24 protein-coding genes and 1 pseudogene are annotated in these 23,459 nt (G+C 68.7%); 16 read left to right on the forward strand and 9 right to left on the reverse strand.

Features of this window, described 5'->3' with window-relative positions; all coding sequences use genetic code 11:
* Positions 1–3: 3 nt before the first annotated feature.
* Together gloA and CL52_RS01695 are read right to left on the reverse strand one after the other, a co-directional pair.
* Entirely contained in the window at positions 4–534 is a 531-nt protein-coding gene (gloA, locus tag CL52_RS01690) for a lactoylglutathione lyase (RefSeq protein ID WP_043218025.1), read from the reverse strand.
* A gap of 88 nt (positions 535–622) precedes the next feature.
* Positions 623–961, reverse strand: coding sequence for a ribbon-helix-helix domain-containing protein (locus CL52_RS01695; protein WP_041110762.1), 339 nt, complete (start codon positions 959–961; stop codon positions 623–625).
* A gap of 289 nt (positions 962–1,250) precedes the next feature.
* Here CL52_RS01695 and CL52_RS01700 point away from each other — a divergent pair, with 289 nt between their 5' ends.
* Complete coding sequence (locus tag CL52_RS01700; RefSeq protein ID WP_041110760.1) at positions 1,251–1,811, forward strand: tat (twin-arginine translocation) pathway signal sequence; 561 nt, start codon at positions 1,251–1,253, stop codon at positions 1,809–1,811.
* 10 nt (positions 1,812–1,821) lie between these two features.
* Complete coding sequence (locus CL52_RS01705; protein ID WP_043218027.1) at positions 1,822–3,390, forward strand: GMC family oxidoreductase; 1,569 nt, start codon at positions 1,822–1,824, stop codon at positions 3,388–3,390.
* Positions 3,391–3,414: 24 nt separating this feature from the next.
* On the opposite strand, the gene CL52_RS01710 is transcribed toward CL52_RS01705, so the two are convergent.
* From CL52_RS01710 to CL52_RS01720, 3 genes are read right to left on the reverse strand one after another with little or no spacing between them, the layout of a single operon-like run.
* Positions 3,415–4,407 (reverse strand): ArsA family ATPase, encoded by a 993-nt coding sequence (locus CL52_RS01710; RefSeq protein ID WP_043218028.1) that lies wholly within the window; start codon positions 4,405–4,407, stop codon positions 3,415–3,417.
* On the reverse strand, positions 4,398–4,652 hold the full coding sequence (locus CL52_RS01715) for a cory-CC-star protein (protein WP_041110754.1): 255 nt from the start codon (positions 4,650–4,652) through the stop codon (positions 4,398–4,400). The genes CL52_RS01710 and CL52_RS01715 overlap by 10 nt, the downstream gene beginning before the upstream one ends.
* On the reverse strand, positions 4,649–6,331 hold the full coding sequence (locus CL52_RS01720) for a carbon starvation CstA family protein (protein WP_041110752.1): 1,683 nt from the start codon (positions 6,329–6,331) through the stop codon (positions 4,649–4,651). Before CL52_RS01720 ends, CL52_RS01715 begins: the two co-directional genes overlap by 4 nt.
* Positions 6,332–6,602: 271 nt before the next feature.
* Between CL52_RS01720 and CL52_RS01725 the strand changes: the two genes are divergently transcribed.
* The 9 genes and pseudogenes from CL52_RS01725 to CL52_RS01765 all read left to right on the forward strand — a co-directional run bounded on the left by CL52_RS01725 (position 6,603) and on the right by CL52_RS01765 (position 14,690).
* Positions 6,603–7,082, forward strand: coding sequence for a Na+/H+ antiporter subunit E (locus CL52_RS01725; protein WP_235366390.1), 480 nt, complete (start codon positions 6,603–6,605; stop codon positions 7,080–7,082).
* Complete coding sequence (locus CL52_RS01730; protein WP_043218032.1) at positions 7,079–7,330, forward strand: monovalent cation/H+ antiporter complex subunit F; 252 nt, start codon at positions 7,079–7,081, stop codon at positions 7,328–7,330. Before CL52_RS01725 ends, CL52_RS01730 begins: the two co-directional genes overlap by 4 nt.
* Positions 7,323–7,613: a cation:proton antiporter gene (locus CL52_RS01735; protein ID WP_043218034.1), complete on the forward strand. Its 291-nt coding sequence runs from the start codon at positions 7,323–7,325 to the stop codon at positions 7,611–7,613. Before CL52_RS01730 ends, CL52_RS01735 begins: the two co-directional genes overlap by 8 nt.
* Positions 7,606–8,514: a hydrogenase subunit MbhD domain-containing protein gene (locus CL52_RS01740; RefSeq protein ID WP_043218036.1), complete on the forward strand. Its 909-nt coding sequence runs from the start codon at positions 7,606–7,608 to the stop codon at positions 8,512–8,514. The genes CL52_RS01735 and CL52_RS01740 overlap by 8 nt, the downstream gene beginning before the upstream one ends.
* Entirely contained in the window at positions 8,511–8,792 is a 282-nt protein-coding gene (locus tag CL52_RS01745; RefSeq protein WP_043218038.1) for an NADH-quinone oxidoreductase subunit K, read from the forward strand. Before CL52_RS01740 ends, CL52_RS01745 begins: the two co-directional genes overlap by 4 nt.
* A complete protein-coding gene (locus CL52_RS01750; RefSeq protein WP_043218039.1) occupies positions 8,789–10,210 on the forward strand; it encodes a proton-conducting transporter transmembrane domain-containing protein in 1,422 nt (473 codons plus the stop codon). Before CL52_RS01745 ends, CL52_RS01750 begins: the two co-directional genes overlap by 4 nt.
* Positions 10,210–11,706: a complex I subunit 5 family protein gene (locus CL52_RS01755; RefSeq protein WP_043218040.1), complete on the forward strand. Its 1,497-nt coding sequence runs from the start codon at positions 10,210–10,212 to the stop codon at positions 11,704–11,706. Before CL52_RS01750 ends, CL52_RS01755 begins: the two co-directional genes overlap by 1 nt.
* Positions 11,703–13,365 (forward strand): annotated as a pseudogene (locus CL52_RS01760) (proton-conducting transporter transmembrane domain-containing protein). Before CL52_RS01755 ends, CL52_RS01760 begins: the two are co-directional and overlap by 4 nt.
* Before the next feature lie 173 nt (positions 13,366–13,538).
* A complete protein-coding gene (locus CL52_RS01765; RefSeq protein ID WP_043218041.1) occupies positions 13,539–14,690 on the forward strand; it encodes an acyltransferase family protein in 1,152 nt (383 codons plus the stop codon).
* 4 nt (positions 14,691–14,694) lie between these two features.
* Here CL52_RS01765 and CL52_RS01770 read toward each other — a convergent pair whose 3' ends face one another.
* The 3 genes from CL52_RS01770 to CL52_RS01780 all read right to left on the reverse strand — a co-directional run bounded on the left by CL52_RS01770 (position 14,695) and on the right by CL52_RS01780 (position 16,340).
* Positions 14,695–15,051, reverse strand: a complete 357-nt coding sequence (locus CL52_RS01770; RefSeq protein WP_224109307.1) for a hypothetical protein — start codon at positions 15,049–15,051, stop codon at positions 14,695–14,697.
* Between the two features lie 46 nt (positions 15,052–15,097).
* Positions 15,098–15,565: a hypothetical protein gene (locus CL52_RS01775; RefSeq protein WP_043218043.1), complete on the reverse strand. Its 468-nt coding sequence runs from the start codon at positions 15,563–15,565 to the stop codon at positions 15,098–15,100.
* Between the two features lie 109 nt (positions 15,566–15,674).
* On the reverse strand, positions 15,675–16,340 hold the full coding sequence (locus CL52_RS01780; RefSeq protein WP_082041963.1) for a helix-turn-helix transcriptional regulator: 666 nt from the start codon (positions 16,338–16,340) through the stop codon (positions 15,675–15,677).
* Between the two features lie 160 nt (positions 16,341–16,500).
* Between CL52_RS01780 and CL52_RS01785 the strand changes: the two genes are divergently transcribed.
* Positions 16,501–18,210, forward strand: coding sequence for an OPT/YSL family transporter (locus tag CL52_RS01785; RefSeq protein ID WP_043218046.1), 1,710 nt, complete (start codon positions 16,501–16,503; stop codon positions 18,208–18,210).
* Positions 18,211–18,272: 62 nt separating this feature from the next.
* Positions 18,273–18,590: a hypothetical protein gene (locus tag CL52_RS01790; protein WP_043218049.1), complete on the forward strand. Its 318-nt coding sequence runs from the start codon at positions 18,273–18,275 to the stop codon at positions 18,588–18,590.
* Between the two features lie 57 nt (positions 18,591–18,647).
* On the opposite strand, the gene serA is transcribed toward CL52_RS01790, so the two are convergent.
* Positions 18,648–19,877, reverse strand: a complete 1,230-nt coding sequence (gene serA / locus CL52_RS01795; RefSeq protein WP_043218051.1) for a phosphoglycerate dehydrogenase — start codon at positions 19,875–19,877, stop codon at positions 18,648–18,650.
* 198 nt (positions 19,878–20,075) lie between these two features.
* Here serA and CL52_RS01800 point away from each other — a divergent pair, with 198 nt between their 5' ends.
* The 3 genes from CL52_RS01800 to CL52_RS01810 all read left to right on the forward strand — a co-directional run bounded on the left by CL52_RS01800 (position 20,076) and on the right by CL52_RS01810 (position 23,245).
* Positions 20,076–21,470 carry a D-2-hydroxyglutarate dehydrogenase gene (locus tag CL52_RS01800; RefSeq protein ID WP_043218053.1) on the forward strand — a complete coding sequence of 465 codons (1,395 nt, stop codon included), beginning with the start codon at positions 20,076–20,078 and terminating at the stop codon, positions 21,468–21,470.
* Between the two features lie 87 nt (positions 21,471–21,557).
* Positions 21,558–22,223, forward strand: coding sequence for a fumarylacetoacetate hydrolase family protein (locus CL52_RS01805; RefSeq protein ID WP_043218057.1), 666 nt, complete (start codon positions 21,558–21,560; stop codon positions 22,221–22,223).
* Positions 22,224–22,324: 101 nt separating this feature from the next.
* Entirely contained in the window at positions 22,325–23,245 is a 921-nt protein-coding gene (locus CL52_RS01810; RefSeq protein WP_043218059.1) for an SdiA-regulated domain-containing protein, read from the forward strand.
* Positions 23,246–23,459: the final 214 nt, after the last annotated feature.

The following is a 23,459-nucleotide window of genomic DNA, read 5'->3' on the forward strand; positions in this document are numbered from 1 at the left end:
GGCTCAAGTGCGGCCGAGTTCGCCGAGCAGGTCGGCCTGGACGATCTCGATCCAGTAGCCGTCCGGGTCGCGGATGAAGGCGACGTGCTTCATGCCCTTGTCGAGCGTCTTGACGAAGGACACGTCCAGCTGCGCGAAGCGCGCACAGGCGCGTTCGATATCCGGTACGGAGAAGCAGATGTGGCCGAAGCCGCGCGGCTCGGCGTTGCCGTTGTGGTACTGGCTGTCGTCGGACTCGGTGCCCCAGTTGTGGGTCAGCTCGAGCACCGACTGGCGGCCGAAGGCGTAGCGCTGCCGTTCGGCGGCATCTTCGGGCACCGCCTCGCCACGGGTCATGGCGAGGAAGTACAGCGAGAAGCGCGCCTCCTCGAAGTCCAGCCGGCGCAGCAGGCGCATGCCCAGCACACGGCTGTAGAAGTCCAGCGAGCGCTCCGGGTCCTTGACCCGCAGCATGGTGTGGTTGAACACGTAGTCCTGGGTCTCGGCATCGGGCTGTTCGCAGACGCCGGGCTGAAGTTCGGTATTGAACGGCATTGAGCGCTCTCCATCGGGCTAGGCAAGGCGGCCCATTCTAGAAGCACGCCCGCCGGCCACGGGTAGCACCGGACTACTACGCCGCGGTTCAGGCCTGGGCGTTGCTCGCCGCACCGCGTCGCTGCCGTGCCGGCATGGCGAGCAGCTCCAGGGTTCTGGCCGACTGCCGGCCATGCGTCAGATAGACCGTGCAGACCACGCGCAGCAGGGACGCCAGGTTGCCGACTTCACCGCGGCGCAGGATCACCTCGCTGTACAGCTGGTTGATGAACTGCGGCACGCCATAACCCTCGCCGGCGGCAATTTCCTCGAGGATCGACCAGAACTCGCGTTCCAGGCGCACGCTGGTCACCGCGCCCTGCAGGCGGATCGAGCGGGTTTGGTGTTCGTAGAGCGAAGGGTCGGTGGATGAATACAGATTGCACATAGCGGCTCCAGGTTGCGGTTGCGCCATCCCGGCGACGTTGTGAATGGCCCGCCGCGGCGGGCAGGTACGCGCATAGGACCATATCGGTTCGGCAATGGCTCCGCCAACCTCGCAGTCCCGGCTTCGCAGGCGCGCCCGCGCGACCCTTCCGAACAAACCGTTGCACACAAATCCCTGCGCACAAACGTAGTACCTCAGTGTTACCCGGCGCCGGCGAAGGCTGCCTAGGATGGCTTCCAAGGCAGGCCTGTCCCGTCCTGCCCAGAAGAACAACAAGAGGAGACATGCCATGAGCGAGATGACGCTCGACCGCCGGCGCTTCCTGCAGGGCGCCGGCAGCCTGCTGATGGGCACCCTGCTGTTCGTCAACGGCCCGGTGGCGCTGGCCGCGCCGACGCGCAGCTGGTCGTTGCCGCTGAGCCGCCTCGATGGCCACCAGGCCGAGCGCCTGCTGGTCATGGTCCGCCGGCTCTATCCCCACGACAGCATGGAGGATGCCGTCTACGCCCTGGTGGTCAAGGAACTCGACAGCCGTGCCGCCGCCGACCCGGGGCTCGCCGATCTGCTGCGCGAAGGGGTGGTCACGCTTGACCGCGCCGCGGGCGGCGACTGGCTGGCGGCCGATGCCGGGGAACAGCAGGCGATCCTCGAAACGTTGCAGGCGCAGCCGTTTTTCGCCCAGGTGCGCGGCGTGGCGGTGACCGCGCTGTACAGCAACGAGCTGGCCTACCTGCACTTCGGCTATGAAGGCGCCTCCTTTCCCAAGGGCGGCTACCTGCACCGTGGCTTCAACGACCTGTCCTGGCTGCCCGACCCGCCGCTGAACGCCAGCCCGAAGCCCTTTGCCTGAGGTGACCCAGATGACGACCTATCAGTACGACGACGATTCGGTAGTGGTGATCATCGGCTCCGGTGCCGGTGGCGGCACCCTGGCCAACGAGCTGTGCCAGAAGGGCGTGCCGGTGGTGCTGCTCGAGGCCGGCAAGCGCGAGTCCCCGGCGACCTTCATCAACGACGAGTGGCCCTCGTTCAACCAGCTGAGCTGGGGCGACCCGCGCACCACCTCCGGCTCCTGGCGCATCGCCCGCGATTTTCCCAACCTGCCGGCGTGGATCTGCAAGACCGTCGGTGGCACCACCACGCACTGGGCCGGCGCCAGCCTGCGCCTGCAGGCGCACGAATTCCGTGCCCGCGACACCTACGGCGCGATCGACGGCGCCGACCTGCTCGACTGGCCGCTGACCCTCGAAGACCTCGCGCCGTACTACGCGCGCGCCGAGGACAAGATGGGCGTGACCCGCACCCACGACATCCCCGGGCTGCCGGGCAACAACAACTTCAAGGTGATGTACGCCGGTGCGCAGAAACTCGGCTACCGGCACTGCTCCACCGGGCGCATGGCGATCAACAGCCGGCCGCGCAACGGCCGTGCCGGTTGCCAGCAGCTGGGCTTCTGCTTCCAGGGCTGCAAGATGGGCGCGAAGTGGTCGACGCTCTACACCGAGATCCCTGCCGCCGAGGCTACCGGCAAGCTGGAGCTGCGCACCCAGGCGCAGGTGCTGCGCATCGAGCACGACGCCCATGGCCGCGCCAGTGCGGTGGTCTACGCCGATGCCGAGGGCCGGCTGCAGCGGCAGAAGGCGCGGGTGGTCGCGGTGGCCGGCAATGCCATCGAGACGCCGCGAATCCTGCTCAACTCGCAGTCGAGCCTGTTTCCCCACGGTCTGGGCAACGGCTCGGGCACCGTCGGGCGCTATTACATGCGCCACACCACCGGCTCGGTGTTCGCCGAGTTCGACGAACCGGTGCACTTCTACCGCGGCACCATCATGGCCGGGATCATCAGCGACGAGGTGCTGCATCGTCCCGAACGCGGCTTCGCCGGCGGCTACGAGATGGAGACGCTGTCGCTGGGCCTGCCGTTCATGGCGGCGTTCTTCGATCCGGGCGCCTGGGGCAGCGACTTCACCCGCGTGATGGATCGCTACACCCATCTCGCCGGGCTGTGGATCGTTGGCGAAGACATGCCGCGGCCGACCAACCGCATCACCCTCAACGAGGCGGTGCGCGATGCCTGGGGCATGCCGGTGGCGAACGTCCACTACGACGATCACCCCAACGACCTGGCCATGCGCGAGCACGCCTACCGCCAGGGCGAGGCGCTCTACCAGGCGGTGGGTGCGACCAAGGCGCATCGTCTGCCGCCGTTTCCCTCGACGCACAACCTCGGCACCTGCCGGATGAGCGCGAAGGAGGGTGACGGGGTCTGCAATCGCTATGGGCAGAGCCACGAGGTGGCCAACCTGTTCATCTCCGATGGCAGCCAGTTCACCAGCAGCGCGGCGGAAAACCCCACGCTGACCATCGTCAGCCTGGCGATCCGCCAGGCCGAGTACATCGCCGAGCAGCTGAGCACGCGCGCCGTGTAGGGCCGGCCGGGCGGCGGCGCCGGTTCAGTGCTCGGCAAGGCGCCGGGCGAAGGCCTGCAGGGCGGCCTGGCCCACCACGTCGCCGGGCAGCAACGGCAGCTCCTGCAAGGGCAGCTGGCCGAGCCGCTGGCGCAGGGTGGCCAGGTGCTGCGCCTCCTGCGCGTGGCGTTCGGCGAGAAAGCGGCCGGCATCGTTCGGTGAGCGCTTGTTGACGACCAGGGCGGCCACCGCGATGCCGCTGCGCGCAAGCTTGTCGTGCAGTTCCAGGGTCTCGAGTACCGGCAGGCGTTCGGCCGCCAGCACCACGACGAAGGCGCAGCGTTCGCTGTCGCCGATCAGCTCGCGCAGTGCGGCGAAGCGCTCGCGGCGCCGGTTGAGGATGCGCCGGATGCGCGCGCCGCGGTCGCCTTCCGCTTGCTCCTCGGGCCCGCCCAGCACGTTGCGCCCCAGGCCCTCGTCCTGACCGAGGTTCTTCAGGACCTGGCTGAAGCGCGACTGGCGCTGCTGGCGCTGCAGCAGGCCTTCGGTCCAGGCGGTCATCATTTCCGGCAGCGCCATCAGCCGCGCGGTATGGCCCGAAGGCGCGGTGTCGAACACCAGCAGATCGTAGCTCGCCAGGCCGTCGAGCAGGGTGTCGGCGATACGCTCGAGCAGCGCGGCTTCGTGCATGCCCGGCGCCTCGCGTGACAGCGCCATGTGCTTATCGACCTCGCCGGCCAGGTGCGGCGGCATCAGCTGACGCAGCGCGGCGCCGACCTGCGCCAGGTGTTCGCGGGTGGTCAGCTCCGGGTCCAGCTCCAGGCCGTCGAGCGCCGGCGCCAGGCGTACCGGCTGCGGGCCGACCTCGCGTTGCCAGAGGTGGCCGAGGTTGTGCGCCGGGTCGGTGGATACCAGCAGCACGCGGCGCCCGGCCTCGGCCTGGGCCAGCGCGGTGGCGGCGGCAACGGTGGTCTTGCCGACGCCGCCCTTGCCGCTGAAGAACAGCACGCGGCGGCGCGCGGCCAGTGTCAGCAGCATCCGATGTGCTCCAGCGGCGAGCGCTCCATGCCCATGCGCCGGTGCCAGTCGTGAAAGCGCTCGTAGAGCTCGGGCATCAGTTCCAGGGTGTACCAGGCCGCCGGGTTGGGTACGCCAAGCATCTCGGAGAACACCAGCAGCATGAACAGGTCCTCCTCGTCGCGCCGGGCGCGGGCGAAGGTGCGCCGGTAGGGCGCGACGTAGAACTCGCGCAGCCCGGCCGAGAGCTGGGCGAGGATCTTCACGGCAGCGGCTCGTCGGTGGGCACGTCGACCAGCGGATCGCGGCCGCCGCGCATGGCGATCACCGCTTCGAAGGTCACCCACAGCGCAGCGATGAGGATGATCACGTCCATGCCCAGCAGCAGCCAGTTCTCGGCGCGGAAGAACTGGCCCATCTGCACCAGCAGCGCATAGATCGACATCACCAGCAGGAACACCAGCGGCACCAGGGTGTAGATCGCCGGGCGGCCCTGCTTGATCAGGATCACGGTGATGATCGCCAGGGTCAGCCCGGCGAGCAGCTGGTTGGTGGTGCCGAACAGCGGCCAGATGACCATGCCGCCGGTGCCGTCCGAGCCGGCGCCGTAGGCCAGTGCCATGCACACGCCGACGGCGATCAGGGTGCCGACCAGGGTGTTGACCTTGAAGCCGGCCAGCTCGCCGGCTTCCTGGATGACGAAACGCTGCAGGCGCAGGCCGGTGTCCATGGTGGTGCCGGCGAAGAGAATCGCCATCACCGCCAGCACCGTGGCACCGAGGTCGGCCGGCAGCCCCAGGCCGTTGGCCAGCAGGGTGCCGCCGCCGGCGACAAAGGCGTTCACGCCGCCCTGGCCGAACGCGGTGTAGACCTGCTGCCAGTCGAGCAGGCTGGCGAAGCCCGCGGTGCAGCAGATGATCGCGGCGAGCGAGAGCATGCCTTCGCCCATGGCGCCGAAGTAGCCGACGAAGCGGGCGTCGGTTTCCTTGTCCAGCTGCTTGGACGTGGTGCCCGAGGCGACCAGCCCGTGGAAGCCGGAGATCGCGCCGCAGGCGATGGTGACGAACAACAGCGGCACGATGCTCGGCGTGTCGGCCGGCATCTCGGCGTTGTAGGCCGGGGCGACGATGTCCGGTGCGCCGAACAGCACCGCCAGGTAGAGCAGGCCGAGGCCGACGAACAGTTGCAGGCCGTTGATGTAGTCGCGCGGCTGCAGCAGCACCCATACCGGCAGCAGCGAGGCGATCGCCGCGTAGAGGAACAGCAGCAGGATCCAGAACGACTTGGCCGACAGGCCCAGCACGCTCTCCGGGAGCACGATGGGATAGGCGTTGCCGAGCAGGATCAGCGCATAGAGCACGATCACCCCGCCGACCGACGGCCACAGCAGCTTCATGTTGTAGCGGTAGATCATCTGGCCGATCACCAGCGCGACGAGGATCGCCCCCCACACCGGAATCACCGAGGTCGGCGTGGACACCAGCAGGTTGGAGATCACCGCGGCAAAGGCGCCGTTGACCATCAGCAGGACGAGAAAGATCACTACCAGGAACAGGCTGCGCCCGCGCGAGCCGATCAGCCGGCCGCTGAGCATGCCGACCGACTGGCCCTTGTTGCGTGCGCTGGCCCAGAGCGCGCCGAAATCATGCACGCCGGCAAAGAAGATCGTGCCCAGCACCACCCAGAGAAATGCCGGCACCCAGCCCCAGATCACCGCGATCGCCGGGCCGACGATCGGCGCGGCGCCGGCCACCGAGGTGAAGTGGTGGCCCCAGAGCACGAATTTGTTGGTGGGCACGTAGTCCACGCCGTCGCGCATGCTGTGCGCCGGGGTGCGGTAGTTCGGGTCGAGCCGGTAGATCTTCTCGGCGATGAACTTCGAATAGAACAGGTAGCCGAGGCTCATGGCCCCCAGGCCGATCAGCAGCAGAACGATGGCGCTCATGGCGATTTCCTTGGTCGTGCCGTCGGGCCGGGCCGCTGTCGGTGCCCGCGAGGCGGCTTGGTCTTGTTGTCGCTGCGCGCGCGGGCGCTCAGATCACTGACCCGCCAGCGGCGCAGGCGTTCCTTGCCGGTTGCCGGGCCGCGGCGGGCGGGAGCGAAACGGCAATCTGCTGAAACAAGGCGGCTCGGGCCGGCAGTGGACAGCACCGAACTCTTGGCCTCGACTGTCAAACAAAGAAGCCATGACTCGGGAAAACCCCATGGATCGCACCATGCGCAGACACCCAGGCTTCAACCCGCTCGGCTGGTTGCTCGCTTACGCGGCCCTCTGGGCGCTGTTCAGCGAGGGGCGCGGCTGGTTGGTCGGCATCCCCGCGGTATTGCTCGCCACCTGGCTGAGCCTGCGCCTGGGCCTGCAGCCCTGGCGGCTGCGCTGGCGCGCCCTGCCGGGGTTTCTCGGCTTCTTCCTCTGGCACATGACGATCGGTGGCATCGACGTGGCGCGGCGGGCCCTGGGTTCGCCCCGGAGCGTCGCACCGGCCTGGGCCGGCTATCGCCTGGCCAGCCGCGTGCCGCGCGTGCGGCTGTTGCTTTCGGCGCTGGTGGGGCTGCTGCCCGGGACCCTGGCGTCGCGCATCGAGGGCGATGTGTTGCGCGTCCATGTGCTCGACGCCACGCAGGCCTGGGAGCCGACCGTGGCGGAGCTGGAGCGGCGGCTGCAGCGGCTGTTCGGCGAGGGGAGGGGCACATGACAGTGCTCGCGGCGTTCGTGCTGCTGACCCTGCTGCTCGGCCTGGTGCGCGTGGTCCGCGGGCCGGCTCGGGTCGACCGGCTGCTGGTGATCCAGCTCTTCGGCACTGCCGGCACCGCGGTCCTGCTGGTGCTGGCCGACGCCGGGCAGCAGCCGGCGCTGCGTGACGTGGCGCTGCTGCTGGCCCTGCTCGCGGCCATCGCCAGTGCTGCGCTGGTCCAGCTGCTGCGGCGGAGCCGCCATGAGTGACTGGCTGCACTGGGCCAGCTGGGCGCCGCTGCTGGCGGGCCTCGGCTTTCTGGTGGCCGGCAGCCTCGGCCTGCTGCGTTTCCCCGATGCGGTCAGCCGGCTGCATGCGTTGACCAAGGCTGACACCCTGGGCCTCGGGCTGATCGTCCTCGGCCTGTCGCTGCGCGCCGACAGCCTGCTGGCAATCGCGCAGATGCTGCTGATCTGGCTGCTGATCCTGGCCTCCGGCGCCGTCGCCTGCCAGCTGCTCGCGCGGCAGAGCGAGGAGGACGGGCATGACTGAGCTGCTGCTCGACGGCACCCTCGGCGTGTTGCTGCTCGGCCTGGCGGCCGGGGCACTGCATGCCCGCCAGCTGTACGCGGCGGTGCTGCTGTTCATCGCTTTCGGGCTGATCCTGGCGCTGGTCTGGGCCCGTCTCGGCGCGGCGGACCTGGCGCTCGCCGAAGCGGCGATCGGCGCCGGCCTCACCGGCGTGCTGCTGTTCGCTGCGCTGGCCCGGCAACCGCTGGAAGGCAGCGAGCCGCGCCTGCCGGCACCGCGGCGCTTGGCGGTGCTGGCGGTGCTGTTGCCCCTGTTCTGGCTGTTGTTCGATGCCGTGGCGCCGCTGGCCGAGGCGCGTTCGCCGCTGCCGGCAGCGGTCGAGGCGGCGTTGCCTGACAGCGGCGTGAGCCACCCGGTGACGGCCGTGCTGCTGAATTTCCGGGCCTGGGACACCCTGCTCGAACTGGCGGTGCTGCTGCTGGCGCTGCTCGGCGCCCGGCAGAGCGGCCCGGCCCGGCTGGCGCTGAGCCGGCCCTGGCCGCTGCTGCGCGCCTGGGCCCCGACCCTGGCGCCGCTGCTGGTGCTGGCCAGCGGCTATGTGCTCTGGCGCGGCGCGGCCTCGCCCGGTGGCGCCTTTCAGGCCGGCGCGGTGCTGGCCGCAGGGCTGGTGCTGCTGCGCCTGGCCGATGCCCTGCCGCCGCTCGGCTGGCACCGCCTGCCGCTGCGCCTGGCGGTGCTCGGCGGGCTGCTGCTGTTCGTCGGCGTGGCTGCCGCGTGCGCCTGGTTCGGGCGTGGCTGGCTGACCTATCCCAGCGGCTGGGCCAAACCGCTGATCCTGCTGATCGAGGCCGCCGCGACCCTGTCCATCGGCCTCAGCCTGGCGCTGCTGGTGGTCGGCGAGCGCGCGGAGCGCCAGCGATGAACGCCACACTGCTGTGGGTCGCCCTTGGCCTCGGGCTCTGGCTGCTCGGCCTGCATGGCCTGCTGACCCTGCGCCAGCCGCTGCGGCGGATCATCGCCATCAACCTGATGGGCAGTGGCGTGTTCCTGCTGATGATCGCCCTGGCGGCGCGCCACACGCCGACCGATCCCCTGCTGGTGGCGCTGGTGGTCACCGGTCTGGTGGTGGCCGTCAGCGCCACGGCCCTGGCCCTGCGCCTGGTCAACGGCCTGGCCCGCCGCGACGAGAAACGGTCATGAACAGCGCCTTGCTCAGCCTGCTGCTGCCGCTGGCCGGCGCGCTCTGGCTGCTGCTGGCCCGGCCGCGTCGACCGGGACGCTGGGTGGTCGCTGTGAGCCTCGCCAGCCTGCTGGCCGCAGCCTTGGCGCTCGTCGAGGTCCTCGCCGGTGGCAGCCAGCAGCTGCTGGTCGGTGGCTGGGCGGAAGGCTTGGCGATCCGCCTGCGGCTGACCCCGCTGGCCGCGCTGCTGTTGCTGTTCACCGCGTTGCTGCACCTGCTGGTAGCGCTGTACGCCACGCGCATCGCCCATGCGGCGGGCGGCGAGGACTTCTGGCCACTGTCCTGCCTGCTGCAGGCGGCGCTCGCGGCGCTCTGGCTGTCAGCGGATCTGTTCAATCTCTACGTCACGCTGGAGCTGCTCGCCCTCTGCGCGGTGGCGCTGGTCGCACTGGCCGGCGATGCGGCCTGGAAGCCGGCGCTCAATTACCTGCTGCTGTCGCTCGCCGGTTCGCTGGCCTATCTGCTGGGCGTGACACTGCTCTACGGACGCTACGGCGTACTCGACATCCCCTCGCTGGCGGCGTTGGCCGAGGCGGATGCCGCCACCCGCACGGCGCTGTTGCTGGCCAGCCTCGGCCTGATGCTCAAGGCGGCGCTGTGGCCACTGCACCTGTGGTTGCCACCGGCCCACGCCGCGGCGCCGACGGCAGTCAGCGCCCTGCTTTCGGCGCTGGTGGTCAAGGGGCCGCTGTACATCCTCTGGCTGCTGTGGAGCGAGATTGCCCCCGCCGAGCTGGGCCGCGAGGCCGGTGGCCTGTTCGCCGCCGCCGGCGTGCTGGCGCTGCTGGCGGGCGGATGGTCGGCGCTGCGTGCGCCGTTGCTCAAGAGCCTGGTCGCCTATTCGACGGTGGCCCAGCTGGGGTATGCGCTGCTCGCGCTCGGCCTGTTGCTGCAGCTGCAGGACCCGCGACTGCACGCTGCGCTGTGGCTGTTCGTGCTGGCGCACGGGCTGGCCAAGGCCTCGATGTTTCTCGCTGCCGGTGAGCTGAAGAGCATTCTGGGCAGCACGCGCGTACGCGGGATGAAGGGAGCCAGCCAGAACGTGCCGGTGGCGCTGACCGCCTTTGCCGTGGCCGGTGGCAGCCTGATCGGGCTGCCGCCCAGTGGCGGTTTTGTCGCCAAATGGCTGCTGCTCGAGCCGCTGCTGGCCGAGCCGCGGCTGTGGCCCTGGGCCTTCGGCATCCTGCTCGGCACGCTGCTCTCGGCTGCCTATGTGATGCGCGTGGTCAGCCATGGCTTCGACCGCGCCCGGCCGAACCCGCCGAGCCTGCGTGCCGATCGCCCGGCGCAATGGCTGGCGCTGCTGCCGGCGCTGCTGGTCTGGTGCCTGGCGCTGGTCAGCGAACCGCTGCTGCGCTGGCTCGGAGGGCTGGGCTGATGAATCCGCAGACCTGGCTGCCGCTGGCGATCGTACTCAGCTCGCTGCTGCCCGGGCTGGTCATCTTCGCCCTGCGCGAGGAGCAGCAGCGCCTGCGGGTGACGCTCAACCTGCTCGGCGTGACCGTCAAGCTGGTGCTGGTGGGCTGGTTGCTCTACGGCGTCAGCCAGGGGCTGGAGTTCCGTTTCAGCGTGCCGCTGTTGCCAGGGGCGCCGCTGGTGCTGCAGGCCGACGCGCTGTCGCTGCTGTTCGTCGCGCTGTCTTCGCTGCTCTGGGCGGCGACTACGCTGTACGCCATCGGCTACCTGGAGCGCTCACCGCTGCGCTCGCGCTTCTTCGGCTATTTCAGCCTCTGCGTCAGCGCCACCGTGGGCATCGCCCTGGCCGGCAACCTGGTCAGCTTTCTGCTGTTCTACGAACTGCTGACGCTGGCGACCTTTCCGCTGGTGGTGCACCGCGGCACGCCCGATTCGCTGGCCGCCGGCCGGGTCTACCTCGCCTATACGCTGGGCGGCGGGGCGCTGGTGCTGATGGGCGTGGCCCTGCTGCACGGGCTGGCGGGCACGCCGGACTTCCAGGCGGCCGGCTACCTGCTCGGCCAGGTCGACGAACATGAACTGGCACTGCGCGTGGCCTTTGTGCTGCTGATCGCCGGGCTGGGGGTCAAGGCGGCGCTGATTCCGCTGCACGGCTGGCTGCCCCAGGCGATGGTCGCGCCGGCGCCGGTCAGCGCGCTGTTGCACGCGGTGGCGGTGGTCAAGGCCGGCGCCTTTGGCATCGTCCGCGTGGTCTACGACGTATACGGCGCCGAGGCGCTGCTCGAACTGGAACTGACTCGGCCGCTGCTCTGGCTGGCGGCAGCGACCATCCTGTTCGGCTCGTTGCGCGCGCTGCAGCAACAGGAGCTGAAGAAGCGCCTGGCCTACTCGACGATCAGCCAGGTGTCCTACATCACCCTGGGCGTCGCCCTGCTCGGGCCGATCGCCGCGGTGGGCGGGCTGGTGCACCTGGTGCACCAGGGGCTGATGAAGGTCACGCTGTTCTACTGCGCCGGCAATTTCGCCGAGACCCTCGGCATTCACCGCGTCCGCGAAATGGACGGTGTCGGCCGGCGCATGCCCTGGACCATGACCGCCTTTTCGGTTGGCGCGCTGGGCATGATCGGCATTCCGCCGATCGCCGGGTTCATCAGCAAGTGGACGCTGGGCTTGGGCGCGCTGGAGGTCGGCCAGGACTGGGTCGTCCTGGTGCTGCTCGGTTCCGCCTTGCTCAATGCGGCGTACTTTCTGCCGCTGCTCTGGCGCGGCTGGTTCGCCACGCCGGCGGACTGGCACGAGAACCGCTGGGCCGAACGGCGCCTGGAAACCCACTGGATGCTCCTGTTGCCCCCAATGTTCACCGCGCTGCTGTCGTTGCTGGTCGGCCTGCTGGCGGCCACCGCGTTGAGCCCGCTGGGCTGGAGTCAGCTGATCGTCGAGCGGGAGTTCGTCCTGTGAACGCCTGGCTCTGGCTGCTGGTGCCGCTCGCACCGCTGCTTGCCGCAGCCCTGCTGCCGTGGCTGCGCGAGCGCCTCCTGCCGCTGCTGCCGCTGACCTGCCTGCCGGGTCTGCTGGCAGCCCTGCAGCCGGCGCCGGCGCTGGAACTGCCCTGGCTGTGGGAAGGCGTGCGCTGGGGCGGCGATGACCTGCTGACGCGCGCCTGGCTGGGCTTTTCCGCAGTGCTCTGGGCGGCCGCCGCCTGGTCGGCGGTTGGCAGCCTGGCAGGCGATGCGAAGCGGCTGCGCTTCTGGGTGTTCTGGCAGCTGGCGTTGGCCGGCAACCTGCTGCTGATCGTTGCTACCGACGCGCTCAGCTTCTACCTGGGCTTCAGCGCCATGAGCCTGGCTGCCTACGGGTTGATCGCCCACCACGCCGGGCCGCGCCCGCGCCGCGCCGCGCCGCGCCGCGCGCTTGTACCTGCAGCTGGCGCTGTGCGGCGAGATGTTGCTGCTCGCCGGGCTGCTGCTGCGTAGCCACGCGACCGGGCAGGCGTTCGACTTCGCCAGCTGGCAGGCCCAGCCGATCGACTCGCTCAGCCTGGGCCTGCTGCTGGTCGGCCTGGGCCTGAAGGCGGGTTTCTGGCCGCTGCATGTCTGGCTGCCGCTGGCCCACCCCGAGGCGCCGGCACCGGCCAGTGCGGTGCTTTCCGGGGCGATGCTCAAGGCCGGGGTGCTGGGTCTCTGGCGATGCCTGCCGGCGGCCGATCCGACGCTCGCGGCCTGGAGCACGCCCATGCTGCTGGCCGGGCTGTTCGGCGCCTTCTATGCCGCCGCGCTGGGGCTGTGTGCCAGCAAGCCCAAGGCGGTGCTGGCCTGGTCATCGGTGAGCCAGATGGGCTGGCTGCTGATGATCCTGGCGCTGGCCTGGGGCGCCGGGGCGCCGTCTGCGGCGTTGCTGACCCTGCTGGTGCTGTTCGGCGTGCATCACGGCCTGGCCAAGGGGGCGCTGTTTCTCGCCGCCGGGCTGGCGCACGACAGTCGCCTCACGCGCGGCACCTGGCTCGTGCTCTGGTTACCGGTGCTGGCAATCATGGGCGCGCCGCTGACCAGCGGAGCGGCGGTGAAGTACTTGCTCAAGGATGCCTGGCACGCCAGCCCGCTTGCCGCCTGGGGCGTGCTGTTGGCGCTGGCCAGCGTGGCCACCGCGCTGTTGCTGCTGCGCGCCCTGTGGCTGCTGCGTGGCGAGCAGCGGGCGATGCGCCGACCGGCGCCGCGGCCATCGCAATGGTTGCCCTGGGCGCTGCTGAGCCTCGCGCCGCTGGTATTGCCGTGGGTCTGGTCGCCGCTGCGCGAACCGCTGCTTGCCGGGCTCTATCCCGGCGCTGTCTGGGCGGCACTCTGGCCGTTGCTGGCAGCGCTGGGCCTGGCCGCCCTCGCATTGCAGCAGGGCTGGAAGGTTCCGCGGCGCCTGAGGCAGCTGCCGAACCCGGCGCTGGTGGCGTCGCTGTGGCTGACCCGGCTGCTGCGCCGCCCACCCCTGCCGGAGCCGAACTGGCAGCCCGATCGCAGCGCCTGGCGCCGTCGCGAGCGGCTCTGGAACCGCTGGCTCGATCGCGGTGTGCTGGCTTTCAGTGCCTGGCTGCTGGCGCTGCTGCTCTGGCTCGGCTGGCTCTGGTGAGACCGGGCACGGCGCCCCCTTGCCCAACTTGATCGAGCACGCAAAAGCGCTGCCTGCCCACAGATGTTTCGAAACTTTTCAGCGAGCGCTCCGCTCCTATTTTTTGGTGCGCGACCGATCGCGCTCCGACTTTCCCCATGCCTGCTGGCAGGCGCGCAGACAAGGAGGTAGCAGTGCAACGCTTCGATGTGCTGGATAGTTTTCGCGGCCTCTGTGCCTTGGCCGTGGTGTTGTTCCACGCGCAGATCCTGCTGAGCTTTTCCGAGCTCGGGTTCTTTCGCAACGCGGACCTGTTCGTCGAGTTCTTTTTCGTGCTCAGTGGCTTCGTGCTCTGCCACGCCTACGGCAACCGGCCGTTCAGCCCGGACGTGCTGCGCCGTTTCGTGATCAGCCGGACATTCCGCCTGCTGCCCCTGCACCTGGTGATGCTCGCCGTGTTCATCCTGCTCGAGTGCGCCAAGCTGGTCGCCCAGCATCACGGCTTCTCGTTCAACGACCCGGCCTTCAGTGGCAAGACCGCACCCGGCGAAATCCTGCCCAATGCGCTGCTCATGCAGTCCTGGCTGCCCTGGAGCGAAAGCCTGTCGTTCAACACGCCGGCATGGAGCATCAGCATCGAGTACTACCTGTATCTGGTGTTCGGCCTGACGCTGCTGCTGATGCCGCGCCGCAGCCTGCAGCTGTTCGCCGCGGTATCGCTGGTGAGCGCTGCGTTGCTGTTCGTCGAGCCGGAGCCGATGCTGGCGTTCATCCGCCGTGGCGGCACCTGTTTCTTTGCCGGCGTGCTGCTGTACCGGCTCTACGAGCGAATCCGCGAGGCGGTGATGCGGCTGGACGACGGCCCCCTGTTCGATGCGCTGGAGCTGCTCGGTGTGCTGCTGGTCTACCGGGTGCTGACCGCCGAACTACCGCACAAGGGGCTGCTCGCCAGCCTGCTGTTCTGCGCCGTGATCCTGGTCTTCGCCTTCGAGCGCGGGGTGATCTCGCGGCTGCTGCGGATGCGGCTGTTCAAGCGCCTCGGCGAGCTGTCGTTCTCGATCTACCTGACCCATGCCGCGGTGCTGTTCGTCTTCACCAGCGTGGCGATCGTGCTGTCGCGGCTGCTCGGCGCCGAGTTCACGGTGATTCTGGAGAACCCGCAGAGCCACCAGATCATGCGCTACATCACCTCCGGCGATCGCCTGATCGATGTGCTGCTGACCGTGGCCTTGCTGGGCGCGGTGCTGATGGTCTCGACGTTCACCTACCACTGCATCGAACTCAAGGGCATGGCGCTCGGCCGGCGCCTGAGCCAGAGCCAGCCGCGGCACCTGTCGCGGGTCTAGCGGCTCAGCCGGCGTGGCTTTCCGGCGCCTCCGCCGGCGGCCACTGCCGGCGGATCGGAGGCTGTTCGCGGCCATCGACCCACCAGCGCAGCTCGGCCTGCAACCGAACCCCGGCTCCAGCACCGAGGCGATTGCGCACCGGGCAGAGCGGTTCGCTCGCGGCCACCAGCGTGCCGCCCTGGCCGCTGCGACTGGTGCCGGCGGCGCCGGTCGAGGTCAGCTGCAGGCGATAGCGCACCTGCTGGCCGTGGCCGGTAAAGCACAGTTGAGTCTGTATCCCATCCTCGCCGGCGGCGGAGAGGCTGAGCGCTGCCTGTACGCCATCCGCGGCGCTGGCGAGCAGTATCGAGGCGAGTGTCATGGCGAGCATCCGTTCGGCTTCCTGCGTAGGCGGCGTCCTGCCGGGTTCAACGCCGCTGGATGAGTTGGATGTCCATCCCCGAGCCGTGCTGGATGATCGCGCCGCTGAGGCCGTCGCCCTGCTGCTCCAGGCGTGCGTTGTTGTAGTCGCCAACCTGCTCGATGCTGGCCGCATTGTCGTTGCCGAGCTGGACGATGGCGGCGTTGTTGCCGTAACCGGACTGGCGGATCAGCGCCTCCAGCCCGCTGCCCTGCTGCAGGATCAGCGCTTCCTGGGCGGCACCGTTCTGCAGGATGCGGCCGCGCAGCAGCTGGCCGCGCTGGTCGAGCAGGGCCTGGTTGTCACTGCCCTGCTGCAGCACCCAGGCGCTGCGGTTCAGCGGATCCTGCGCGGCGGCGCCGGTCGCTGCGCCGTAGAGGTCGGCGTTGTCCAGCAGGTCGGCGGCCTGCAGCGTGGCGGGCCCGGCGAGCAGGGCGGCCAGGCCGAGCGCAGCGGCACAGAGGGGAGGCGTCATGGCACGCTCCTCGAAGAATCGACCAGCCGATTCTTCGCGCTGCCCGCTGGGCTGGATATCCATCCGAGGATGGAAAAACGCGCAAATGCGAGGCTTAAGCCGTACCGGCTCAGGCCTCGCACGACTCGGTCCAGTCGAGCCGGCTGCGCAGCAGGTAGGCCGCCTCGGCGCGGTTGGAGGCGCCGATCTTGCGCAGCAGATTGTGGATATGGCTCTTGATGGTGTGCGGGCTCAGGCACAGGCGTTCGGCGATTTCCGCGTTGGACAGGCCTTTGCCGGCGAGGCTGAGGATCTCCCGTTCGCGCAGTGTCAGCGTGGCCTTGCTCTCGGCCAGCTGGCGCATCCGCCGCAACTGGCCGAGCAGCCGCTCCATGAGCATGCGCGGCAGCCAGTCGCCGCCGGCCAGCAGGGTGCGGATGCCACTGAGCAGGTGTTCGGGCGTGGCCTGGGTGTAGAACACGCCGCGTATCCAGGGGTGACGATCGACCAGCGCCATGGCCTGGTCCGGCACGATGTTGACCAGGGCCAGCGGCGTCTTGCCGTCGATCTGTTCGATCAGCGAGGACAGTTCGCCGGTTTCGCTGTGCCCGGCATCGACCAGGATCAGGTCGCCGTCGAGGCCGTTCTCCGGCGGCGACAGGCTGGCCAGTGCCACCTTGAGGTGGGCCTGTTCGTCGAGAAAGTGGCGAAAGAAGCGCCCCAGCAGTTCGTTGTGGGTCAGAAGGGTGACTCTGCCGCTGGCAGAGGTTTCGCCCCGGGTAAGATCCGCATCCATGTCCGGTACCTAGAGTCGGGCTGCAAGTGAAAGGTGGCAAAAGTCACTAACCGACCAGCCCCTGACGTCGAAGTTCATGCCGCGAGTGGAAAAGCCGCGAATATGCCGCCAATTCGAGGCGATTGCTTCGCGCCGTCGGCAAATGCGCTAGGGTTAGCGAATGCTCGAATTTCAGGCCGCGACGACCAAGCGCCGCGAACTCAGCCTCCGGGCCCTGGCGACCGGGCTGCTGCTGGGGGCCGTGCTGGTGCCCTCCAATCTCTATTCCGGGTTGAAGATCGGCTGGTCGTTCAACATGTCGATCATCGCCCTGCTGGTCGGCTACACCCTCTGGCAGAGCGCGGCAGCCTGGTTCGGCCGGCCACCGTGGACGCTGCATGAAAGCAACATCAACCAGACCACGGCTTCGGCCTGCGCCTCGATCGCCTCGGCCGGCCTGGTCGCGCCCATTCCCGCCTACAGCCTGCTGACCGGCGAGCAGTTGCCGACCTGGCCCCTGGTCGCCTGGGTGTTTTCGGTCAGTTTTCTCGGCGTCTGGGTGGCCTGGTATCTCCGGCCATCGTTGATCGTTGGCGCCGGTCTGCGTTTTCCCGAAGGCATGGCGACCCTGGCGACGCTCGAGCAGATCTACAGCCACGGTGCGGAGGCCGGGCGGCGGTTGCGGGTGCTGGCGGCGGCGGCGAGTACCGCTGCCTTGCTCAAGCTCTCGGACGTGCTCTGGTGGGCCTTGCCGCGCTGGGCGCCGTCGGTGTCGCTGGAACGCCTGACGTTCCAGCTCGAGCCTTCGCTGCTGCTGCTTGGCTTCGGTGGCATCGTCGGCCTGCGCATCGGTCTGTCGCTGCTGTTCGGCGCGCTGTTGGCCTGGGGTGTGGCCGCGCCCTGGCTGCTCGACAGTGGACGGGTGCTGCTGGCCGCGGACGCCCGCGGGCCGCAGTTCGCCGCGCTGGTGGAGTGGCTGCTCTGGCCCGGTGTGAGCCTGATGGTGACGGCGACGCTCGCCGGGCTCGGCGTGCGGCTGCTGCGCCAGCGCCGGGTCGGCCGGGCGGCGGGCCCGAAATTCGCGGCGCTGCCGCTGCTCGGCCTGGCGCTGGCGACGCTGCTGGTGGTGGCGTTGCAGACGACGCTGTTCGGCATCGATCCCTGGCTGGCGGCGCTGTCGATTCCCCTGGCGCTGCTCTTGGCGATCGTCGCTGCCCGGGTCGTGGGGGCTACCGGCATCCCGCCGATCGGCGCCATGGGCCAGCTGTCGCAGCTCGGCTTCGGCGTACTGGCGCCCGGGCAGTTGACGGTCAACCTGATGAGCGCCAACACCGCTGGGGGCGCCGCCGGGCAATGCACGGACCTGCTCAACGACTTCAAGGTCGGCCATGTGATCGGTGCCTCGCCCGGGCGCCAGGCGGTGGCGCAATGCCTGGGCATCGCGCTCGGCAGCCTGGTCGGGGTGCTGGTCTACGAGTTGCTGATTCCCTCGCCGCAGAGCATGTTGATCACCCCCGAGTGGCCGGCCCCGGCGGTAGCGACCTGGAAGGCGGTGGCCGAAGCGCTCGGCGGCGGGCCGGATGCGCTCGCCGGCGAGACGCGCCTGGCGATGCTGGCCGGGGCGCTGGTGGGGCTGCCGCTGGGCGTGCTCGAGGCGCTGCTGCCGCCGGCGCGGTTGCGCTGGCTGCCGAGCTCGGCGGCGCTCGGGCTGGCATTCGTGATCCCGGCCTCGGTGTCGCTGATGATGAGCCTGGGTGCGCTGCTCGCCTGGCTGCTCGCCGTGCGCTCGCGGCAGCTGGCCGAACGCTTCGTGATCGTCGCCGCGGCCGGACTCGTCGCCGGCGAGAGCATCGCCGGGATCGCGGCGTCACTCTGGCAGATGCTGCGCTGAGCGATGCAACCTCCGGACGGCGGCCGCCCTCTAACCTCCGTCACCCCAGCGAGGAAACGATCATGAACTGGAGCAAGATTGCCGCCTTGAGCCTATCGCTGTGCCTGCCGGCCGTGGTTTCGGCCGCCGAGCACGGGCAGACGGCCGAACCGGCGGCGGCGCAGTCCGAGCAGCCCGAGGCGCGTGGCAACGACATGAGTGGCAAGGGCTTCGGCAGTGCGGCGCAGGGCTCGACCCAGGGCGGTGCGGCGACCGATACCGGCGGGACCGGCGGCGACGGATCGACTCCGCAAGTCGACAAGGGGGCTGACGGCCAGCCACCGGCCGCCCCGGGTACCAGCGGCACGGGCGGCGAAGGCGGTGCGCGCGGCGCCTACTGAGCGGCGGGCATGAAAAAGGGAGGCCTGGGCCTCCCTTCTTGCCTCACCGCGGGCCGATCAGAACAGCACGCGACTGCGGATGGTGCCGTTGACGTGCTGCAGCTTTTCCAGGGCGAGGTAGGAGTATTCCTTGTCCACGTCGATGACGACGTAGCCGACCTTCTCGTTGGTCTGCAGGAACTGGCCGCAGATGTTGATGCCGTTGTCGGCGAACACCTTGTTGATCTCGCTCATCACGCCCGGAATGTTCTGGTGGATGTGCAGCAGGCGGTGCTTGCCCGGATGCGACGGCAGGGCGACTTCCGGGAAGTTGACCGAGGACACCGAGGTGCCGTTGTCGCTGTACTTGACCAGCTTCTCGGCGACTTCCAGGCCGATGTTGGCCTGCGCTTCGGCAGTCGAACCACCGATGTGCGGCGTCAGGATCACGCGATCCAGGCCACGCAGCGGGCTTTCGAACTCCTCGTCGTTGGAGCGGGGCTCGACCGGGAACACGTCGATGGCGGCGCCGATCAGGTGCTCGTCCTTGATCGCGGCGGCCAGATGGTCCAGCTCGACCACGGTGCCGCGCGCGGCGTTGATCAGGATGCCGCCCTTCTTCATCGCGCGGATTTCCTTCTCACCGATCATCCACTGGGTGGACGGCAGTTCCGGCACGTGCAGCGAGACGATGTCGCACATGCCCAGCAGGTCGTACAGCGAGCCGACCTGGGTGGCGTTGCCCAGCGGCAGCTTGGTCACCACGTCGTAGAAGTAGACCTGCATGCCGAGGGCCTCGGCGAGTACCGAGAGCTGCGTGCCGATCGAGCCGTAACCGATGATGCCGAGCTTCTTGCCACGAATCTCGAAGGAGTTGGCCGCCGACTTGATCCAGCCGCCACGGTGGCAGGAGGCGTTCTTCTCCGGGATGCCGCGCAACAGCAGGATGGCCTCGGCCAGCACCAGCTCGGCGACCGAGCGGGTGTTGGAATAGGGGGCGTTGAACACCGCGATACCACGCTCGCGGGCCGCGTTGAGGTCGACCTGGTTGGTGCCGATGCAGAAGCAGCCGACGGCGATCAGCTTCTTGGCGGCGTCGAAGACTTCCTCGGTGAGCTGGGTGCGCGAGCGGATGCCGATGAAATGGGCGTCGGCGATCTTTTCCTTCAGCTCGTCGCCGGACAGCGCGGTCTTCAGGTACTCGATGTTGGAGTAGCCGGCCGCCTTGAGGGTGTCGACAGCGTTCTGGTGGACGCCTTCGAGAAGAAGGAACTTGATCTTGCTCTTGTCGAGAGAGGTCTGGCTCATCTGCGTTAAAACCTTAGGGCCGAAAGAGAGGACGAAGTGTCCAGCGAAGGCTGACCGACCCGGCGTCGCCGGTGCCGGGAGTCTGCCGAGGCACGTTTGAAAAGGGTGCGTATGCTAGCATACGAGCCCCTCGAAACACCCCACCTCCTGAGCTGAAGCGTACTCAGGGTGACCATGAATCGTATGAGAGTTCCCGTGATGACCGATCTCGCCCTGATCGACGAGCTGAAGACCCTGGTCGAGCCTGGCAAAGTGCTGACCGATGCCGATTCGCTCAATACCTACGGCAAGGACTGGACCAAGCAATTCGCGCCGGCGCCGTCGGCCATCGTCTTTCCCAAGAGCATCGAGCAGGTGCAGGCCATCGTACGCTGGGCCAACCAGCACAAGGTCGCACTGGTGCCCTCGGGCGGCCGTACCGGGCTCTCCGCCGCCGCCGTCGCAGCCAATGGCGAAGTGGTGGTGGCCTTCGACTACATGAACCAGATCCTCGACTTCAACGCCACCGACCGCACCGTGGTCTGCCAGCCGGGTGTGGTCACCGCGCAGCTGCAGCAGTTCGCCGAGGACAAGGGCCTGTACTACCCGGTGGACTTCGCCTCGGCCGGCTCGAGCCAGATCGGCGGCAACATCGGCACCAACGCCGGCGGCATCAAAGTGATCCGCTACGGCATGACCCGCAACTGGGTCGCCGGCCTGAAGGTCGTCACCGGCAAGGGCGACCTGCTCGAGCTGAACAAGGACCTGATCAAGAACGCCACCGGCTACGACCTGCGCCAGCTGTTCATCGGCGCCGAGGGCACCCTGGGCTTCGTCGTCGAGGCGACCATGCGCCTGGAGCGCCAGCCGACCAACCTCACCGCGATGGTGCTGGGCACGCCGGACTTCGATTCGATCATGCCGGTGCTGCACGCCTTCCAGGACAAGATGGACCTGACCGCCTTCGAGTTCTTCTCCGACAAGTGCCTGGACAAGATCCTCGCCCGCGGCGATGTGCCGGCACCGTTCGAGACGCGCGCACCGTTCTACGCGCTGCTGGAGTTCGAGGCCACCACCGAGGAGCGCGCCGAGCAGGCGCTGGCGACCTTCGAGCACTGCGTCAACGAAGGCTGGGTGATCGACGGGGTGATGAGCCAGAGCGACCAGCAGCTGCAGAACCTGTGGAAGCTGCGCGAGTTCATCTCCGAGACCATCGCCCACTACACGCCGTACAAGAACGACATCTCGGTGACCGTCTCCAGGGTGCCGGCCTTCCTCGCCGACATCGACGCCATCGTCACCCGCAATTACCCGGACTTCGAGGTGCTCTGGTACGGCCATATCGGCGACGGCAACCTGCACCTGAACATCCTCAAGCCCGAGGCGCTGTCGAAGGAAGAGTTCTTCGACAAGTGCGCCGCAGTGAACAAGTGGGTGTTCGAGACGGTGCAGAAGTACAACGGCTCGATCAGCGCCGAGCACGGCGTCGGCATGACCAAGCGCGACTACCTCGAGTACAGCCGTTCGCCGGCCGAGATCGCCTACATGAAGGCGGTCAAGGCGGCGTTCGACCCGAACGGCATCATGAACCCGGGCAAGATCTTTTCTCTCTGATCCGTCAGGTGGAAGGCGCCTTGCGCTTTCCATCCCCGACAGCGACTGGTGGCAGCAAGCGCTGCCGCCCCACGGCTGAGGACTGCCATGAACTACAAGCATCAGTACACCGACGGCACGCCGATCCACTACCCGCTGGGCAAGGTGGTCTGCATCGGGCGCAACTACGCCGAGCATGCCAAGGAGCTGAACAACCCGGTGCCGAGCGAGCCGCTGCTGTTCATCAAGCCGGGCAGCTGTGCGGTGCCGCTGGCCGGTGGCTTTGCCATTCCGCGCGACCGCGGTGCGGTGCACTACGAAGCGGAGATCGCCGTGCTGATCGGCAAGCCGCTGTCGCGCCAGCCCGGTGAGGAAGAGATCCGCGACGCGATTTCGGGTTTTGCGCCGGCGCTGGATCTGACGCTGCGCGAGGTGCAGGCGAAGCTGAAGGAAAAGGGCCACCCCTGGGAGCTGGCCAAGAGCTTTGACGGCGCCTGCGTACTGGCCCCCTTCGTGCCAGGTGATGCGGTCGAAGACCTGGGCGATATCGGCATTCGCCTGACGCTCAATGGCGAGGTGCGCCAGGACGGCAACAGCAGCCAGATGCTCAATACCATCGTGCCGCTGATCCGACACATCGCCGGCCACTTCAGCCTGCAACCGGGCGATGTGGTGCTGACCGGTACGCCGGCTGGTGTCGGCCCGCTGCAATCGGGCGACCAGCTGGTGCTCGAGCTGGTCGGCCTGTCGCGTTTCGAGAGCCGCGTGCTCTGATCGCTCGGCGGCCGGGCGTCGGTCCGGCCGCCTTTTTCCGGGTGTTCCGCTGTTGGCGCGGGCGTGCTGTAATCCCTTGCCCTGCGTCGATGGAATCACCCATGCCTTCTTCTCGCCGTGCCTGGCGCCTGTTCGCCTGGGTCGCTGTGGCGTGTCTGCTGGTCACCCTGCTGATCGCTGCAAAACTCCTGCACTGGGATGACCAGCTGCGGCTGCTCTGGCAGGAGCGGAGCGTCCCGCTCGAGCAGCGAACGGCCGGCATCTGGCTGCCGAACTACGAGCTGGCGCTGGAAACGCGCCTGGTCGGGCTGGAGGATGATGAAACCTCCGGGCTGACCTGGAACCCCTTGACCGGCACGCTGTTCACCGTGACCGGCAAACACCCCAAGCTGGTCGAGCTCACCCCGGCCGGGCTGATTCTGCGCAGCATCGAACTGGTCGGTTTTGCCGACCCCGAGGCGGTCGAGGCGCTTGGCGACGGGCGCATGGCCATCGTCGACGAACGTCGCCGGCTGGTGGCGGTGTTCCGTCTGGAGCCCGACGTCGAGCGCCTCGATCTGGCCGATCTGCCCAGCTACGATCTCGGCTTTCCCGAGGCGGGCAACAAGGGCTTCGAAGGGTTGGCCTGGAACCCGCGCAGCCAGCGCCTGCTGTTGGCCAAGGAGCGTGATCCGCAGGGGCTGTTCGAGCTGCCGTTTCCCGGCGAGGATGGCGCCGCCGGGGTCTTGCAGGCGCTGCCGGAGCGGCCGCTCATCGTCCGCGACCTGTCTTCGGTGACCATCGATCCGCGCAGCGGGCACGTGCTGATGCTGTCGGACGAGTCGCGGCTGCTGGTCGAGCTCGACCTGCAGGGCCGGCCGCGCAGCTTCATCAGCCTGTTCGGCGGGCTCAACGGGCTGGTGGAGGGTATCGAGCAGGCCGAAGGCGTGGCGATGGACGCCGCCGGCAACATCTATGTGGTCGGCGAACCGAACCGGTTCTACGTGTTCCAGCGCAAGGCAGCCGTGCCGGCACGGCCCTGATCCGCGCCGGCCTGTCATACAGACGGTGCGCCAAGGACGGCGACCCGTAGCGGAACTACAAGACCCTCGTTTTCCCGCCTCGACGCGGCCCGGCCGTTGCAGCCTGCGCTACGGCGAGCACAGCGGGCATCTGTCTGGCGCCGCGCCTGGTGCTGGCGTTCAAGCGTGGCGACAGACACCTGCGTGCCGGTCGCCATGGTTGAAGCCCAGGAGG

The organism is Stutzerimonas balearica DSM 6083, assembly GCF_000818015.1.
In the GTDB taxonomy this organism is placed as follows: domain Bacteria; phylum Pseudomonadota; class Gammaproteobacteria; order Pseudomonadales; family Pseudomonadaceae; genus Stutzerimonas; species Stutzerimonas balearica.

Excerpts from the sequence above, each read along its gene's own strand:
- CL52_RS01790 (WP_043218049.1), top strand. The coding sequence starts at position 18,273 with ATGAACTGGAGCAAGATTGCCGCCTTGAGCCTATCGCTGTGCCTGCCG.
- CL52_RS01740 (WP_043218036.1), top strand. The coding sequence starts at position 7,606 with ATGACTGAGCTGCTGCTCGACGGCACCCTCGGCGTGTTGCTGCTCGGC.
- CL52_RS01745 (WP_043218038.1), top strand. The coding sequence starts at position 8,511 with ATGAACGCCACACTGCTGTGGGTCGCCCTTGGCCTCGGGCTCTGGCTG.
- CL52_RS01805 (WP_043218057.1), top strand. The coding sequence starts at position 21,558 with ATGAACTACAAGCATCAGTACACCGACGGCACGCCGATCCACTACCCG.
- CL52_RS01705 (WP_043218027.1), top strand. The coding sequence starts at position 1,822 with ATGACGACCTATCAGTACGACGACGATTCGGTAGTGGTGATCATCGGC.
- CL52_RS01710 (WP_043218028.1), bottom strand. The coding sequence starts at position 4,407 with ATGCTGCTGACACTGGCCGCGCGCCGCCGCGTGCTGTTCTTCAGCGGC.
- CL52_RS01700 (WP_041110760.1), top strand. The coding sequence starts at position 1,251 with ATGAGCGAGATGACGCTCGACCGCCGGCGCTTCCTGCAGGGCGCCGGC.
- CL52_RS01750 (WP_043218039.1), top strand. The coding sequence starts at position 8,789 with ATGAACAGCGCCTTGCTCAGCCTGCTGCTGCCGCTGGCCGGCGCGCTC.
- CL52_RS01810 (WP_043218059.1), top strand. The coding sequence starts at position 22,325 with ATGCCTTCTTCTCGCCGTGCCTGGCGCCTGTTCGCCTGGGTCGCTGTG.
- CL52_RS01720 (WP_041110752.1), bottom strand. The coding sequence starts at position 6,331 with ATGAGCGCCATCGTTCTGCTGCTGATCGGCCTGGGGGCCATGAGCCTC.
- CL52_RS01785 (WP_043218046.1), top strand. The coding sequence starts at position 16,501 with ATGCTCGAATTTCAGGCCGCGACGACCAAGCGCCGCGAACTCAGCCTC.
- serA (WP_043218051.1), bottom strand. The coding sequence starts at position 19,877 with ATGAGCCAGACCTCTCTCGACAAGAGCAAGATCAAGTTCCTTCTTCTC.
- CL52_RS01725 (WP_235366390.1), top strand. The coding sequence starts at position 6,603 with ATGCGCAGACACCCAGGCTTCAACCCGCTCGGCTGGTTGCTCGCTTAC.
- CL52_RS01780 (WP_082041963.1), bottom strand. The coding sequence starts at position 16,340 with ATGGATGCGGATCTTACCCGGGGCGAAACCTCTGCCAGCGGCAGAGTC.
- CL52_RS01770 (WP_224109307.1), bottom strand. The coding sequence starts at position 15,051 with ATGACACTCGCCTCGATACTGCTCGCCAGCGCCGCGGATGGCGTACAG.
- CL52_RS01800 (WP_043218053.1), top strand. The coding sequence starts at position 20,076 with ATGACCGATCTCGCCCTGATCGACGAGCTGAAGACCCTGGTCGAGCCT.
- CL52_RS01730 (WP_043218032.1), top strand. The coding sequence starts at position 7,079 with ATGACAGTGCTCGCGGCGTTCGTGCTGCTGACCCTGCTGCTCGGCCTG.
- CL52_RS01695 (WP_041110762.1), bottom strand. The coding sequence starts at position 961 with ATGTGCAATCTGTATTCATCCACCGACCCTTCGCTCTACGAACACCAA.
- CL52_RS01735 (WP_043218034.1), top strand. The coding sequence starts at position 7,323 with ATGAGTGACTGGCTGCACTGGGCCAGCTGGGCGCCGCTGCTGGCGGGC.
- CL52_RS01775 (WP_043218043.1), bottom strand. The coding sequence starts at position 15,565 with ATGACGCCTCCCCTCTGTGCCGCTGCGCTCGGCCTGGCCGCCCTGCTC.
- gloA (WP_043218025.1), bottom strand. The coding sequence starts at position 534 with ATGCCGTTCAATACCGAACTTCAGCCCGGCGTCTGCGAACAGCCCGAT.
- CL52_RS01755 (WP_043218040.1), top strand. The coding sequence starts at position 10,210 with ATGAATCCGCAGACCTGGCTGCCGCTGGCGATCGTACTCAGCTCGCTG.